Origin of the sequence: Streptomyces sp. NPDC060209 (assembly GCF_042728155.1) — a bacterium.
Classification (GTDB): domain Bacteria; phylum Actinomycetota; class Actinomycetes; order Streptomycetales; family Streptomycetaceae; genus Streptomyces.
In genome coordinates, this window is sequence record NZ_JBHWZS010000202.1 from 1 (window position 1) to 15,662 (window position 15,662).

A 15,662-nucleotide genomic window follows, 5' to 3' on the forward strand; every position below is an offset into this window, starting at 1 on the left:
CCAACAGGTGACGCGGGTCTGTCTTCTTGCTGTCAGGTGGCACCGACCCGCCATGCTCGCCTCGCGGCAAGTGGTCGCTCGTAGCGACGAAGGTTGGGCCCGGGGGCTTGGATCGAGCCGGTGCCGACTCCAGGCTAACAAAGACCCCGGAGAAGTGATTCCCGTGCGACGAGTTGACTCGGAAAAGTACTCCGCCGGGAGGCGCCGGCCGCCCCCGCTCAGTCCCTCAGCAGGTCCGGAACACCGTCCTCGTCCGGCATGTCGCGCTCACCCGAAACCACGGTGAGCTGCTGCGTCGCACGGGTGAGTGCCACGTAGAGCACCCGCAGTCCCGCCGGGGACTCGTCGGCGATCTCCGCGGGAGAGACCACCACAGTGGCGTCGTACTCCAGGCCCTTGGCCTCCAGGCTTCCCAGCGCCACGACCCGCTCCCCGAGCTCCTCCAGCCAGGCACGGGCCTCGGCGCGGCGGTTCATGGCGACGACCACACCGACGGTGCCGTCCACCTCCGCGAGCAGCCTGCGGGCCTCCTCGCGGACGGTCGAGGCGAGGTCCCCGCCCCGCACCGTCTCGAAGCGCGGCTCGACACCCGTGGAGCGGACCGCCGCCGGGGACTCCATCCCCGGCATGGCCAGCGCCAGCACCTTGGCCGCGAGCTCGGCGATCTCCGCCGGGTTGCGATAGTTCACGGTGAGGGTGAAGTGGCGCCGCGGCCTGTTGCCGAGCGCCTCGTCACGCGCCGCGGACGCCTCGTCCGGGTCGGACCAGGAGGATTGCGCCGCGTCGCCGACGATCGTCCAGGTGGCGTGCCGGCCGCGGCGGCCGACCATGCGCCACTGCATGGGCGTCAGGTCCTGGGCCTCGTCGACGATGACGTGCGCGTACTCCGTGCGCTCCGCCGCGAGCCGCTCCGCCCGCTCCCACTGCGTCTCCTCGCGCTGAGGCATCAGCTCCTCCAGCCCCGTGAGCTGGTCCAGCGGGTCGGCCTCCCGCTTCCTCCTCGGACGGGCCGGGGTGCCCAGCAGGGTCTGGAGCTCGTCCAGGAGCGCCACGTCGTGGACGGAGAGCGGACCCTTGCCGTCCTCGTCCAGCCGTCTCAGCGAACGCGCCAGGCGGCGCACCTCGCCCTGGTTGAGGATCCGGCGCGCCCATCTGTTCAGGCGCCGCTCGTCGGACATCGCCGCCAGCACCCGGCGGGGGGTGAGTTCCGGCCACCAGGCGTTCAGGAAGGTGAGGAACGGAGTTTCGGTGGACACGTCCTCGTCGAACGAGGAACGCAGCTCCGCGACCAGCTCGGGGTCGGTGTAGCGGCCCCGGCCCGACGACTTGCTCCACAGGGCGTCCAGGAGCAGTTTGCGGGCGCGCGGGCGCAGCAGGTTGACCGGTGCCGTGCCGCCGAGGACGTTGTGCCGGATCCGCCGGAGCTCGTCGGCCTCCAGCTCGATGCGGCCACCGAAGGCCACCACCCTCAGCCGGGTGGGGGTGCCGGCCTCGGCCGGGGCCTCTCCGAACTCCAGCTGCCCTTCCTGCGGGGCGGACCTGGGCGCGGGCTGCTCCAGCGCCCCGCGGGCCGCCTTGCGCAGCACGTGGAGCATCCGGGACGAACCCTTGATCCGGGCGACGGCGGGCTCGTCGTACGTGGTCGCCCCCTCCACACCCGCGGCCTCGTCGGACAGCGACCCGACGGCGCGGATCGCGACCTGGCCCTCCTCGCCGAGCGAGGGCAGCACCCCTTCGGTGTAGGCGACCAGGAGCGGGGTCGGCGAGACGACGAGGATGCCGCCCGCGTAGCGCCGCCGGTCCTGGTAGAGGAGATACGCGGCCCGGTGCAGGGCAACCGCCGTCTTGCCGGTGCCGGGGCCGCCGGAGACCTCGGTGACGGAGGCGGCGGGGGCACGGATCACCAGGTCCTGCTCGGCCTGGATCGACGAGACGATGTCCCTCATCGTGTGGCTGCGGGCCTGGCCCAGCGCGGCCATCAGGGCACCGTCGCCGATGACGGGCAGCGCCTCGCCCTTCAGGCTGGCGGTCAGCTCCGGGCGCATCAGGTCGTCCTCGACCCCGAGAACCCTGCGGCCCTTGGAGCGGATGACCCGACGGCGTACGACCCTGCCCGGTTCCTTCGGCGTCGAACGGTAGAACGGCGCGGCGGCCGGTGCCCGCCAGTCGATCACCAGCGGCGCGTAGTCGGAGTCGAGTACTCCTATGCGGCCGATGTGGAGGGTCTCCGCGATCTCGGCGGTGCTGTCCTCCCCCACGGCGTCGTCGGCCGCCTCCACCGAGGTGAAGGCGCCGTCCGGGCCGCGTTCGCCGTCCTTGCCGCGCAGCAGGTCGATACGTCCGAAGAGGAAGTCCTCGAACTCACTGTTCAGCCGGTTGAGGTGGACGCCGGCCCGGAAGACCTGCGCGTCCCGTTCTGCGAGTGCCCCGGGGGTGCCTACCTGACCCCGTTTGTTGGCGTCCTGCATGAGAAATTCCGCCTCGTCGATCTTCTCTTCGAGACGGCGGTAGACCCGGTCCAGATGTTCTTGTTCGACACCGATTTCCCGGTCCCGCAACGAATCGACAGCGGCATCCTGCGCGGCCACCGAGGCCCCCTTCTGACGTGCATCGGGCAGCCGTCAACCGTACGCGAAAGGGGGCCCCGAGCGCACCTGCCGCTCGGGTTGCGTTTTGGGCGAAAAATCCTAGATATCGATCTCCACCAGCCGCTCGCCGTCGAAGGTGCGCACCTCGAAATGGTCGATGTCCCCGCGCGCCATCGCGGCACCCCCGTGCACATACAGCGGGCGCTGTGCGCTCGCGTGGGAGGAATCCTCGATCCCGTATCCCCATTTCGGCACGGACCAGGAGGTGACGACCTCCTCGTCGCCGGTTTTGGAGACGGCGATCAGACTGCATTTCTGCGGGCCCTCGACGTTCTTCAGTTCCAGGACCGTGTGGGTGCCCCAGGCCTTGGGCTCCATGCCGACCGTGGCGTCGACCTTGGTGACGGGATCGGTCGCCGTCCGCTTCTCGGGCATGTGGTTGAAGAAGGCGTCCTCGGCGGGGCTCGTGGGATGCGGGTCGGCCGCCTCGACCCGCCGGCCCGAGTCCTCGCCCGCCGTGGCGGTGACCGCGACCACCGGGCCGCCGATCACGAGGACCGCCGCCGCCGCGATCAGGTACCGGGCGCGCCGCCGCCGCTGCGACCGTTTCCGCGCGACCTCGTCGACCAGACCGTCCAGCAGCCGGGGTGCGGGGCGCTCCGGGACGTGCGGGACCGGGCGCGCGCCGGGGACGGCGGCCGGGGACTCCGCCAGCATCGCCAGCATGGGCTCCATGCCGGCGAATTCGTCGAGATGCGCGGCACACGACGCACAGCCGGCCAGATGGGCCTCGAAGGCGGTCGCCTCGGCATCGTCGAGGATGCCCAGCGCGTAGGCGCCCGCGGCGTCGTGCCCGGGGCCCTCCACGGGGAACGCGAAGGGATCGTCCGGCGCACCCGGAGGGACCGGCGGGACCGACGGGCGCCGGGGACCGGCCGGCCGGGGACCGAAGGGCTGCCATTCCTGGTCGCTCATGCCGTGATCCCCCTCTCTTCGAGTGCGAGCTTCATGGAACGCAGTGCGTAGAACACCCGGGACCGCACGGTCCCGCTGGGGATACCGAGGACCTCCGCGGCCTCGTTGACCGTACGGCCTCTGAAGTAGGTCTCGACCAATGCTTCCCGGTGGGCCGGGGTCAAATCGTCGAGTGCGTCCGAGAGCGTCATCAGCCACAACGCCTTGTCGATCTCGTCCTCCGCGGGAATGACCTCCAGCGGCGACGGATCGACCTCGCGGGGCCGGGCCTGCCGGCTGCGGTGGCCGTCGATGACGATGCGCCGGGCGACCGTCACCAGCCAGGGGCGTACTGAGCCGGTGGCCCGGTTGAGCGAACCGGCGTTCTTCCAGGCACGGATGAGCGTTTCCTGCACCACGTCCTCGGCACGCTGGCGGTCCCCCGCGACGAGACGGAGTACGTAGGCGAGCAGAGGGCCCGCGTGTTCGCGGTAGAGCGCCCGCATCAGCTCCTCGTCAGGGACGTCGGAGGGAGGGCGGGGCACTGCACTGCGATGTCGAGCCCTGTGCGGACGGTCATCGGCCACGGCCGCATCCTTGCGCACCCGAACCTCCCGGTCGAGACCCTGTCGAGCTCTGTGGCCATCGGTACGCAAGCGGGCGCCGGTTCATTCAAAGAACGCGCAACTTTCTTTCGGCGCTGTGGATTTGGGACCGTTCGTGACGTTCACGACGTCACGGCCCTCACGCGGCGCCGGTGCCGGGCCACCCGCTCCCGGTTGCCGCAGACCTCGCTGGAGCACCAGCGGCGCCGTCGCCCCCGTGACGTGTCCAGGTAGAGCCGTCGGCAGGCATCGCCCTCGCACCGGCGCAGACCTGCCCGCGCCACCGGATCCGTCAGCAGGTCCACGGTGTCCCGGGCCACCGCGGCGAGCAGCGCCCCGCACGCCGGGTCGGCGCTCAGCGCCCGTACGAGCACCCCGCCCTGCCCCCGCACGGCCCGTAGACCCGGCGGTGCGCCTGCTGCCAGCGCGTTGACCCGTTCCAGGTCCATGTCGGCGCTCCCTCCGGCCAGTTGAGCCGTCATCAGCCGGTCGATGCCGGCCCGCAACTGCCGGAACACCGCCACCCAGGTCTCGTCGACGGCACCCAGGGGCGTCCCGCGCGGTACAAGTCGCGAGGCCACCAGCCACTCGGCGAGGCGCGCGGGGCAGTCGAGCTGCTCACAGGCGCCGGAGGTCTCCGCTCCGGTCGCCACCAGGTCCAGACATACCCGGCCCGAGTCGAACCGCCGGCCGTACGCGCCCGTGCCCGCCGCCATGAGCCTGTCACCGCCTCGGGGGTCACCTGTGGGGGAGAGTCACCCCCAGAGTGCCCGCATCCGGCCCGGCCCGGAACCCCTCCCGCCGACACCCCTGCGGCCCCCGGCCGCCGCCGTATCGTCTCCGCATGAACAACCAGACGGTCACGCTGACGGCCGGATCCCTGCTCCTGCGCCCATGGCGGCGGGACGACATACCGGCACTGCTCGCGGCGTACGACGACCCCGCCATGCGGCGCTGGCTGCGGACCCAGGTCCCCGACGCCGGGGCGGCGGAACGCTGGATGACGGTCCAGGAGGACGGGTGGGCGTCCGGCAGCCGGTTCGGTTTCGCCGTGACCGACACCGCGCGGGACGGGGAACTCGTCGGCAACCTGGCGCTGAACCGCCATGTCCCCGGTGCCGGAAGCGCCCAGGCCGGGTACTGGACCACCGCGTCGGCGCGCGGCCGGGGCGTTGCCCCGCGCGCTCTCGGCGCCCTCACCGGCTGGGCGTTCGCCACGTTCGCGGAGGACGGCCTCCGGAGCCTGGAGCTGCTCCACGAGGCCGGCAACGAGGCATCGTGCCGGGTCGCGGAGAAGTCCGGATTCGCGCTGGCCGAGGTCGTACCCGCCCGGCCCCCGCGCTATCCGCTGGGCGGCCACCGGCACGCCCGGCAGGCGCCGCTCAGCCCTGCGGCGGACCGTCGTGCAGGATGCGCTGGAACATCCGGTGGTCCTGCCACGCGCCGTTGATGTGGAGATAGCGCGGCGCCGTGCCGTACAGCTCGAATCCGCACTTGGCCAGTACCCGCTGCGAGGCCGCGTTGTCCAGGACCGTCCCTGCTTCGATCCGGTGCAGTCCGAGCCCGTCCCGTGCCAGCTCGCAGACCCGGGTGACGGCGGCCGTGGCCAGGCCACGGCCCGCCTGGTCGACGTCGATCCAGTAGCCGAGCCGGGCGTTGCGGAACGGCCCGCGCTCGATGGAGGCGAGCGTCATCGCCCCCACGACCCGGTCCTCGTCGTCGGCCAGCGCCCAGGGCACGGCGCGCCCCGCGTCCCGGTCCGCCAGCAGTCCGGTCAGCCGCTGGACCTGGCCTTCGGGGGTGTAGAAGGCTTCGGGGCGCACGGGCTCCCAGCGCCGCATGTGGGCGCGGCTGCGGGTCATGGCCCAGGCGAAGGACTCCGCGTCGCCGAGGGCCACGGGCCTCAGCCGGATCCCGTCGGCCAGGGGATGGATGTCGTTGATCATCCCCGCACCGTAGCGGCCCGTCAGGAACCGTCGTACTTGGTGTCCGCCGAGGGGTCCAGCGCCAGGCGGTAGCCCCGCTTGACCACCGTCTGGATCAGCCGCGGCACCCCGAGCGCCGTACGCAGTCTGGCCATCGCCGTCTCCACCGCGTGCTCGTCCGTACCGCTGCCGGGCAGCGCCCGCAGCAGGTCGGCGCGGGAGACCACCCAGCCCGGCTTGCGGGCCAGTGTGTGGAGCAGGGCCATGCCGGCCGGGGGCACCGGGCGCAGGGCGCCGTCGACCAGCACGGCGTGGCCGCGGATCTCGACCCGGTGGCCGGCGACGGGGAGCGCACGGGCCCGGGCGGGCAGCTGGGCGCAGAGCACCTGTACGAGGGGGCCCAGCCGGAAGCGCTCCGGCTGGACGGTGTCGATGCCCTTGGCCTGCAGGGGCAGGGCCGTGACCGGACCGACGCAGGCCGTGACGACGTCGTGGCTCAGGGCGTCCAGTACCTCGGGGAGCATGCCGCGGGCCTCCGCCCGGTTCAGGTAGGAGGCGGCGGCGGGAGCGCTGGTGAAGGTGAGGGCGTCCAGGCCACGCGCGACGGTGACGTCGAGCATGCGGTCGAGCGGGGCGATGTCCTCCGGGGGCATCCACCGGTAGACGGGTACGCCGACGACCTCGGCGCCCGCCGCCCGGAGCGACTCGACGAAGCCGGGCAGCGGTTCCCCGTGCAGCTGGAGGGCGATCCGGCGGCCCGAGACGCCCTCGTCCAGCAGCCTGTCCAGGACCTCGGCCATCGACTCCGACTGCGGTGACCACGCCTCGGTGAGCCCGGCCGCCCGGATGGCGCCCTTGACCTTGGGGCCGCGGGCGAGCAGCTCTATGTCGCGCAGCAGTTCGAGGAGAGCGTCACCGATGCCCCAGCCGTCGGCGGCCTCCACCCAGCCCCTGAAGCCGATGGCGGTGGTCGCGATCACGACGTCGGGTGCGCTGTCGATCAGTTCCTTGGTCGCGGCCAGGAGTTCGCTGTCGTCCGCGAGCGGCACGATCCGCAGCGCGGGCGCGTGCAGGACCGCGGCGCCCCTGCGCGTGAGGAGCGTCCCGAGCTCCTCGGCGCGACGGGCTGCGGTCACTCCGACCGTGAAGCCCGACAGGGGCCCGTGCTGTGCGTCGTCGTCGTGCATGGCGTGATACCCGGCTCTCGTCCCGCTGTTGCTCGATGATGCGGAGGACCGAGACTGTCAACCCTGCGTGACAGTCTCGGTTCTCCTGTATTTCCCGCCCGTTACGTCCTGCGACGCGTTGTGGTCATCCTCACACCTCGGCATAGCTGAGCTGGGGCTTCGCGGCCACCGCTTCGGTACGCCGAAGGTATACCGCCCACGTGAGGGTGAAGCAGACGGCGTAGAAGCCGAGGAAGCACCAGAAGGCGGCCGTCCCGGCGCCCGAGGTCGCGAAGGACTGGCGGAACGCGAGGTTGATCGCCAGACCTCCCAGGGCCCCGACCGCACCGATGAGTCCCATGGCCGCGCCGGAAAGCCGTCGCCCGTACGCCGCGGCCTCCTCGCCGCGCAGGCCCCTGGCGATCCCCTGCGCGTGGAAGATGCCCGGGATCATCTTGAACGTGGAGCCGTTGCCCAGCCCCGTCAGCATGAACAGCGCGATGAAGCCCACGAGGAACACCGTCAGCGACTCGATGCCCGAGGCGAAGACGACGACACCGGTCGCGGCGGCCATGGCCGCGAAGTTCCACAGGGTGATCCGGGCACCGCCGTACCGGTCGGCGAGCAGGCCGCCCGCGGGCCGGATCAGGGAGCCGAGCAGCGGGCCGATGAAGGTGAGCGAGGCGGCCTGCAGCGGAGTCCGGCCGAACTGGGTCTGGAGGACGAGCCCGAAGGCGAAGCTGTAGCCGATGAACGAGCCGAAGGTGCCGATGTAGAGCACCGACATGATCCAGGTGTGCGGCTCTCGCACGGCCTGGAGCGCCGCCCCGGTGTCGTTCTGGACGGGCCGGAGGTTGTCCATCTTGAGCGCCGCGCCGAGCGCGGCGACGATGATCAGCGGTACGTACACCCCGAGCACGATCCGCGGGTGTGCGGCGCCGGCCGTGCCGATCACCAGCAGGCCGACGAGCTGTACGACCGGGACGCCGATGTTGCCGCCACCCGCGTTGAGCCCGAGCGCCCAACCCTTCTTGCGCAGCGGGAAGAAGGCGTTGATGTTCGTCATCGACGACGCGAAGTTGCCGCCTCCGATGCCGGTGAGCGCCGCGACGACGAGGAACGTGGTGTACGAGGTGCCGGGCTCCATCACCCAGAAGGCGGCGATGGTCGGCACCAGGAGCGACAGCGCACTGAAGATGGTCCAGTTGCGTCCGCCGAACAGCGCGACCGCGAAGGTGTACGGCACCCGGACGATGGCGCCGACCAGGGTGGCCGTGGAGATCAGGAAGAACTTCCCTGCCGGGTCGACGCCGTACTCCGGCCCCATGAACAGGACCATGACGGACCACAGGGACCAGATCGAGAACCCGATGTGTTCCGAGAGCACGGAGAACCACAGGTTCCTGCGGGCGGTCTTCTCGCCCGTCTCTCGCCAGAAGGTCTCGTCCTCCGGCTCCCACTGCTCGATCCAACGACCGGCCATCACGCGCCTCCACAGGGGTCGGGGTGTTGTCCTGCCGACGCTAGGGAGTCCGCGTTTCGGTGCGGTGCTGCGAGGTGACCGGTGCGCAACCTTGCTCTCACTCGGCTGCCGGAGGTGCGGTGAGCCGCACTCCGGGGATGCGGTGGGCCGGGCCGGGGGATGCGGTGGGCCGGGCCCGCCGCACCCCCTCGGCCGGTCAGGCCCTGCGCGTCCGGCCCGCCCCGTTGGGCCAGAGACGCGGCCGGCGCTTGGCGGCGACGTCCTCCACCCAGCCGAAGGCCAGGATCGCGAGCCCTATGAGCGGCCAGATCGCGATGAGGACCAGCACCTCGTACGACTGTTCTATATAGGTACCGAACGTGTCTCCGAGCCACGGGACGGACCAGAGCTCGTCCACGAGGTGCGCGGCCGCCATCAGCAGCAGGTTGTGCCACAGATAGATCGTCACGGCTCTGTTGTTGGCCAGCGTGACCAGGCTGTCCCACCCGGCGAGCTTGCCGGGGAGCTTCTGCCAGGACGGGGCGTAGACCAGGAGGATCGCGCAGAAGCCGAGGGACCAGGTGGCCTGGGCGAGCGGGATCTCGTCCAGATTCCAGCCCTCCTCGGTGAGGTGCCCGGACGCCCACCACAGGCCGAAGCCCATGACGATCGCGGCGGACGACACCGCCAGATAGCGCGGGATCTCCTTCAGCAGTCCGTCGTTGTGGGCGAAGCCCAGGATCCAGCAGGACCCGAACACGGCGAAGTCGACGAGGCCCTCGCCGAAGGTGCCGGGGACCGTCACGAGACCGGTGCCGATCACGGCGGTGAGGGCGATCGGGGCGAGCAGCGTGACCCACGGAAGCCTGCGGAACGCCTTGAGCAGCAGGGGCGAGGCGAGCACGAACCAGAGATAGGCCCGGATGTACCAGAGCGGCCCCGCCGCCTGGTCCGCCCAGCTCAGTTCCAGCCATCCGCCGGTCGAGCCGCTCTCCTCGGGATAGGGAGGCGAGCCGAGCGGGAAGAGATAGCTGCCGAGCTTGATGAACCACCACAGCCCCTCCTCCCGGACGGGCTTCCAGCTCAGCGCGAACATCACCGGCACGACGACGAGCGAGAACGCCCACATCGGGGGTAGCAGCCTGCGCAGCCGGCTGCGGATGACGCTCACCGCCGGGCGGGCCAGCGAGCGGGCCATCAGCGAACCGGCCAGGGCGAACATCACGCCCATGGACGGGAAGAGGACGGTCAGCCAGGCCCAGCCGAAGAGGTGGAAGACGACGACCCGGACGAGGGCCACGGCCCTGAGCAGGTCGAGGTAGCGGTCCCGCCCGGGCTTGGCGCGGGGTGCGGGTGCCTCGGCGGCGGTGTCCGGGGCGGCGGGTGCGCGCTCCGGGTACGCCGCCTGGGCGGGGCCGGTGGAGTCCGCGTACTCCGGGTACGCCGCCGGGGCGGGTACGTGTGGGGCGGGCAGCGGAGCGGTGTGCGCGGCACCGGCGTGCGCCGGGTAGGCGCTGCCCTGCTGCGACGGCGTCCAGGCGGCGTCGGCGGACGGCCAGGCGCCGTCGTCGTATCCGGCGCCGTCCTGCCGGGGTCGGTCGGGGTAGGTCATGCCACCGGCCTCCGGTCCGTGTCCTTGCGACGGTTCGGTGTGCCGCCCGGGGCTTCCACCACGCCGGTGCGCCGCAGCTTCTGCCAGCGCAGCCGGCCACCGGTGAGAGCGGTGATCCAGGACTGGAGCAGCACGACGTACATCAGCTGCCGGTAGAGGATCTGCTGGAGCGGCAGGGAGATCAGATGGGTCATGCGCTCCCGGTCGAGCCGGAAGGCGTACGCGGCGCAGACGGCCTGCACCAGCAGGACCCCGAACCAGGCCGCGACCGTCTTCCCCGTCGGGCCGAAGACCAGTCCGTACAGCAGGAAGACGTCGATGAGGGGCGCCAGCAGCGGGGCGACGACCATGAACAGGGAGACGAACGGCAGCCCCACGCGTCCGAAGCGGCCCGAGGGACCGCGCTCGATGACCGCGCGGCGGTGCTTCCAGATGGCCTGCATCGTGCCGTACGACCACCGGTAGCGCTGCGACCACAGCTGCTGCACGGACTCGGGGGCCTCGGTCCAGGCCCGGGCGTTCTCCGCGTAGACGACGCGCCAGCCGTCGCGGTGCAGCGCCATGGTGACGTCGGTGTCCTCCGCGAGGGTGTCCTCGCTCATGCCGCCGATCCGGTCCAGCGCGTCCCGGCGGAAGGCGCCGACCGCACCGGGAATGGTGGGCATGCAGCCCAGCAGGTCGTACATCCGGCGGTCGAGGTTGAAGCCCATCACGTACTCGATGTGCTGCCAGGCGCCGATCAGCGAGTCCCGGTTGCCGACCTTGGCGTTGCCCGCGACGGCTCCGACCCTGGGGTCGGCGAACGGCTGCACGAGCTCGCGCACGGTGGAGGGTTCGAAGACGGTGTCGCCGTCCATCATCACGACGATGTCGTAACGGGCGTTCGCGATGCCGTTGTTGAGGGCCGCGGGCTTGCCCGCGTTGCGCTGGCGTACGACCCGGACGTTCGGGATCCACATCGCTTCGACGAGGTCGGCCGTGCCGTCCGTCGAGCCGTCGTCGATGACGATGACCTCGATCGGGTAGTCGCTGGCCACCAGCGACCGCACGGTGGCCTCGATGCACTCACGCTCGTTGTACGCGGGCACGAGGACCGACACCGGGCGGGTGAACTCCTCGCCCCAGCTGAAGTTCTTGCGGCGCACCTTCCTGGCGTGCAGGAAGGAGAGCAGCAGCATCAGCCCGAAGCGGACCATCACCAGGACGCCGATGGCCGCGAGGCCGACCACCAGGACGCTGGTGACGTGCTCGGAGATCTCCACCGCTCCTATGAACGCCTTGCCCTTCCAGAGCGCGAGACCGGTGACCGGGGTGTGCGCGCTGGGGGCGCCGAGCGCCGAGGTCAGGTTGGTGAAGTCGTAGCCCCGCTTCTGCATCTGCGGCAGGAACTTCCCCAGGGCGGCCACGGTCTGGGACCGGTCGCCGCCGGAGTCGTGCATCAGGATGATGGCGCCGTCGCCGTGCTCGGGCGTCGCGCGCTTGATGATCGCGTGGACGCCGGGGCGCTTCCAGTCCTCACTGTCGGTGTTGTTCACGACGGTGAGATAGCCGCGGCTGCCGATGTACTGCGTGACCGGCCAGGACTTGTTGTCCATGGCGTCCGAGAACGAGGAGTACGGAGGCCGGAACAGGGACGTACGGATGCCGGCCGCGCCCGCGAGCACCAGCTGGTTCTGGGAGAGCTCCCAGTCGATGCGGCTGGTGGACTGGAACGAGAGGTCGGGGTGGTTGAAGGTGTGCAGCCCGATCTCGTGCCCCTCGTCGACCATTCGCTGCACGAGGTCGGGGTAGCGCGAGGCCATGGTGCCGGTGACGAAGAAGACGCCGTGCGCATGGTGCTTCTTGAGCTCGTCCAGGACGCGCGGGGTCCAGACCGGGTCGGGGCCGTCGTCGAAGGTCAGGACGATCTTGTGATCGGGGATCCGGAGCGTCTTGGTGTCCTCGCCCGCCGTGCGGGCGTCGATGACCGGACCGCCGTCGAGTACGTCGTCCGGCACCTGGGTGGTGGGAGCGGGGGCCTGGATGCGGTGGTCGGCGAGGATCTCGCTGTGCACGTAACCGCGCAGCATGAGCATGGCGAGCAGGGCCACAAGAAGGAGCGACGGAAGCAGATAGCGCATGGGAAGTCTGCGCCGGACGGTCCGCTTCTTCTTCCGGTTGTGCCTGCCCCGCGAAACGGGGGTTGTCATTTACTGAGCGCCTTCTTGTGGTTGCACCGGTGATTCCGAGGGGTCCGGGGACGTCGGCGGACTCTCCTCGACGGGCGGGTCGGGGCTGACCGACGGCGACGGCTCACCGCTCGGCTGTGCGGAGACCGAGTTGCCCGGGGCGGGGGCCGAGGAGGAAATGCCCTTCGGGGGCTGGCTGGACCTGGAGGCCGAGGGGCTCGCGCCGGGCTCGACCGGGCGGGACGCGGAGGCGCCGCCCGACGGGGAGACCGCGGCGTCCCCGGAGGCCGACGTGGAGGCGCTGGGCGTGGCTCCGGGGCTCTCGGACACGACTTCGCCACTCGGAGCGGGCCGCACCTCGACCTCTTCCGCGTGCTTCTTCTCCTGCCCGGAGAGCGGCAGCCAGGGAGCGGTGGAGTTCCCGCCGAGCACGGCGACCACGAGCGTCACCGCGTACACGGCACAGATCGCGGCGAGCACCCATCCCACGCGCCGGTACGTCTTGCTGCGGCGGCCGCTCTCATCGACGAACACCGGACCGTCCGAAGGGTCCGGAGGGCTGGGTTCAACAGGCAGTTCGGAGAGCTGACGGCCCAGCCCGTCCAGTTGGACGGTGACGTCGTTCGGCTCGTGCGTGTGCCCGGTTCGGGTACCTTCGCGCCAATTTTCCACAGGTGTTCGCACATCCCCCACTCAATGAAACAGGTGCGCGTGGAATGACTGGAATCGTGCCATCGGACCGGGCCCCCACCCCGTCCGCGCGCCACCTGCCACCGAGCACCCGAAACCCTGAATGTAGCGCACGACGGCGACGAACAGAGGGCTGTATCACCTGTTGTTCATGAACAGTGACCCATGAGTGACGAATCGGTTTCAGGCAGCCACGAGTCCGGTGGCCGCACCATCCATCCTTCCGCCCCGGCGAGTTCGGTCACTGCGGCACGCAGCGCGGACAGGCCGGGGTGGTCAAGTCCTCTTCGCGCCACCATCAGCAGCGGAGACAGCGGCACCGGCCGCACGAGCGGGCGCAGCACCGTCCCCGGCAGCGGCGGAAAGCCGGCTACAGCCAGTACGGGGTTACGATTCTTCGCCATGACCCGCTGGAATTCGGCCACGCCGACAGCGAGTGGAGCGGGCGGAGCCAGCACGATGTTCCACTCCGCGAAAAGTATGGCTGCGAGATTCGTCCACTCGAGCGTGCGCGTATTGCCCGCCCCCGCATAGACGGTTTCGCCGGCCAGGTCGCTCATGGCGACTGCCTCGCGCCCGGCCAGAGGATGATCGTGCGGCAGGAGAACAGCCATCCGCTCGTACCGCACCGGCTGTACGGAGAGCTGTGCGAGCACCGCGGGATCGAGCCCGGCGGCACGGCCGAAGGAGACGTCGAGCCGCCCGGCGAGCACCTCACCCGCCGCCCATGTCAGCCCGCTCTCGAAGCGGGCCATCAGCTCGCAGTCCGGCGCGAGCTCACGCGCACGGGACAGTACCCGGGCCGCCGTCATCCCGTCGGTGTTCAGGTCGACGAGCAGCGGACGCTCCGCCGGATCCGCGAAGGCCGCTCGGAGTGCGGCGTGCGCGTCGAGCACCCGATGGGCGTGCGGCAGGAGGCGTTCCCCGTCCGGGGTGAGGGACACCTGGCGGGTGGTACGGACGAACAGCTCCGTGCCCAGCTCGCGCTCCAGCCTGCGGATGTCACGGCTCAACGCCTGCTGCGCCACGTAGAGCCGGGCGGCGGCACGGGTGAAGTGCAGCTCCTCGGCCACGGCGACGAAGGCGCGGAGGAGACGGGGATCGGTGTCGGGTGCGGCCACCGGCCCAATTTACAACGGAAGTGCGTCAATGGGCCCGGATCAGGTGTTGGACGCCTCGGACCGCGTGATCCGAAGGTGGACGACGTGTCTCACGAAACCGCCGTCCCGGCTCCCGGCGCCGCCCCGCCCTCCACCGCCCCGTCCAATCCGTACCTCCGGCTGCTCGCCACCCCCGGCGCGCGCGCCTTCACCGCGGGCAATCTGCTCGCCAGGCTGCCCATGGGGATGTTCAGCGTCAGCGCCGTCATCATGATCGCCGGAGCGCACGGTTCGTACGCCCTGGCCGGGGCCGTCACCGCGACCGGACTGGCCGCGACCGCGGTGGTGGCCCCCTGGACGGCGCGCCTCGTCGACCGGTACGGCCAGGCCAGGATCGCGGTGCCCGCCACTGCGGTCGCCGTTCTCGGCTCGCTGGCCCTGGTGCTCTGCGTGCACTACGACGCACCGGTCTGGACGCTCTTCGCCGCCTACGCGGCGACAGCCACCACCCCGAACACCGGCGGAATGTCGCGGGCCCGCTGGGCCCATCTGCACCGGGGCGACCCGGCGACCCTGCACACCGCGAACTCCTTCGAACAGGCAGCGGACGAGCTGTGCTTCATGCTCGGCCCGGTCCTCGCCGCGTCCCTGTGCGGGGCCCTCTTCCCCGAAGCCGGCACCCTCACCGGCGCGATACTGCTCATGGCCGGCGTCCTGATCTTCGCCGCGCAGCGTGCGACCGAACCGCCGGTGACGCCTGGCACCCGTGCCGCCTCCCCCCTGCGCACCCCGGGCATGGTCGCCCTGCTCGCCGTCTTCCTCGCGACGGGGGCCGTCTTCGGAGCGATGGAGGTCGTCTCCATCGCTCACGCCGGAGGCGCGATCCTCGCACTCCAGGCCGGCGGCTCCTGTGTGGCCGGACTGCTGTACGGGTCACTGCGCCCCGCCGCGAGCGTCGGGCGCAGGCTGCTGCTCTGCCTGGCGGGGATGACCGCACTCATGTCCCTCCCCCTGATGGCCGCGGCCACGACCGACTCGCTGCTCGTCCTGGCGGGCTGCCTGCTGCTGGCGGGGGCGGCAACCGCACCCACCATGGTCACCGGCATGACACTGATCCAGCGGCTCACCCCGCAGGCGCAGCTCAACGAGGGCATGACGCTCGCGGTCACCGCGCTGCTGGGCGGAGTGGCGGCGGGCTCGGCGGCGGGCGGCTGGACGGTGGAGCACGCCGGGACGGTGACCGGATACGCGGCGCCGATGTGCGCGGCGGCTCTTGCCCTGGCCGTCGCGGCCGTGGGAACGCGCCGAGCCTGAACGGGCCCGGGAGCCCGAGCGGAACGCGAAGCCGCAGGAACACAAAAAAACGAGCACCCCGTTGCCAGGGGCAACGGG

13 protein-coding genes are annotated in these 15,662 nt (G+C 71.2%); 2 read left to right on the forward strand and 11 right to left on the reverse strand.

From position 1 onward, the window contains the following. Positions 1-218 precede the first annotated feature (218 nt). The 4 genes from ACFWFI_RS29910 to ACFWFI_RS29925 form a co-directional block, all read right to left on the reverse strand. The gene (locus ACFWFI_RS29910; RefSeq protein WP_387396101.1) at positions 219-2,588 is read right to left on the reverse strand and encodes a HelD family protein; all 2,370 of its coding nucleotides are present in this window, start codon (positions 2,586-2,588) and stop codon (positions 219-221) included. Between the two features lie 99 nt (positions 2,589-2,687). Next, complete coding sequence (locus ACFWFI_RS29915) at positions 2,688-3,563, reverse strand: anti-sigma factor family protein (RefSeq protein ID WP_387396103.1); 876 nt, start codon at positions 3,561-3,563, stop codon at positions 2,688-2,690. Continuing rightward, entirely contained in the window at positions 3,560-4,147 is a 588-nt protein-coding gene (locus ACFWFI_RS29920; protein WP_387396106.1) for a sigma-70 family RNA polymerase sigma factor, read from the reverse strand. Before ACFWFI_RS29920 ends, ACFWFI_RS29915 begins: the two co-directional genes overlap by 4 nt. Before the next feature lie 122 nt (positions 4,148-4,269). Continuing rightward, the gene (locus ACFWFI_RS29925; RefSeq protein ID WP_387396109.1) at positions 4,270-4,863 is read right to left on the reverse strand and encodes a CGNR zinc finger domain-containing protein; all 594 of its coding nucleotides are present in this window, start codon (positions 4,861-4,863) and stop codon (positions 4,270-4,272) included. Between the two features lie 128 nt (positions 4,864-4,991). Here ACFWFI_RS29925 and ACFWFI_RS29930 point away from each other — a divergent pair, with 128 nt between their 5' ends. Next, the gene (locus ACFWFI_RS29930) at positions 4,992-5,597 is read left to right on the forward strand and encodes a GNAT family N-acetyltransferase (protein ID WP_387396112.1); all 606 of its coding nucleotides are present in this window, start codon (positions 4,992-4,994) and stop codon (positions 5,595-5,597) included. Here ACFWFI_RS29930 and ACFWFI_RS29935 read toward each other — a convergent pair. The 7 genes from ACFWFI_RS29935 to ACFWFI_RS29965 all read right to left on the reverse strand — a co-directional run bounded on the left by ACFWFI_RS29935 (position 5,530) and on the right by ACFWFI_RS29965 (position 14,291). Further along, entirely contained in the window at positions 5,530-6,093 is a 564-nt protein-coding gene (locus ACFWFI_RS29935; protein WP_387396114.1) for a GNAT family N-acetyltransferase, read from the reverse strand. The genes ACFWFI_RS29930 and ACFWFI_RS29935 overlap by 68 nt on opposite strands. 20 nt (positions 6,094-6,113) lie before the next feature. Continuing rightward, positions 6,114-7,259 carry a uroporphyrinogen-III synthase gene (locus ACFWFI_RS29940; protein ID WP_387396117.1) on the reverse strand — a complete coding sequence of 382 codons (1,146 nt, stop codon included), beginning with the start codon at positions 7,257-7,259 and terminating at the stop codon, positions 6,114-6,116. A 130-nt stretch (positions 7,260-7,389) separates the two neighbouring features. Beyond that, entirely contained in the window at positions 7,390-8,721 is a 1,332-nt protein-coding gene (locus ACFWFI_RS29945; protein ID WP_387396119.1) for a nitrate/nitrite transporter, read from the reverse strand. A 196-nt stretch (positions 8,722-8,917) separates the two neighbouring features. Beyond that, on the reverse strand, positions 8,918-10,312 hold the full coding sequence (locus ACFWFI_RS29950) for an acyltransferase family protein (protein ID WP_387396122.1): 1,395 nt from the start codon (positions 10,310-10,312) through the stop codon (positions 8,918-8,920). Next, positions 10,309-12,501: a glycosyltransferase gene (locus tag ACFWFI_RS29955; RefSeq protein ID WP_387396124.1), complete on the reverse strand. Its 2,193-nt coding sequence runs from the start codon at positions 12,499-12,501 to the stop codon at positions 10,309-10,311. The genes ACFWFI_RS29950 and ACFWFI_RS29955 overlap by 4 nt, the downstream gene beginning before the upstream one ends. Then, positions 12,502-13,152, reverse strand: coding sequence for a hypothetical protein (locus tag ACFWFI_RS29960; RefSeq protein WP_387396127.1), 651 nt, complete (start codon positions 13,150-13,152; stop codon positions 12,502-12,504). Positions 13,153-13,319: 167 nt separating this feature from the next. Continuing rightward, positions 13,320-14,291 (reverse strand): LysR family transcriptional regulator, encoded by a 972-nt coding sequence (locus ACFWFI_RS29965; protein ID WP_387396130.1) that lies wholly within the window; start codon positions 14,289-14,291, stop codon positions 13,320-13,322. Positions 14,292-14,375: 84 nt separating this feature from the next. Between ACFWFI_RS29965 and ACFWFI_RS29970 the strand changes: the two genes are divergently transcribed. Beyond that, on the forward strand, positions 14,376-15,584 hold the full coding sequence (locus tag ACFWFI_RS29970; RefSeq protein WP_387396133.1) for an MFS transporter: 1,209 nt from the start codon (positions 14,376-14,378) through the stop codon (positions 15,582-15,584). Positions 15,585-15,662: the final 78 nt, after the last annotated feature.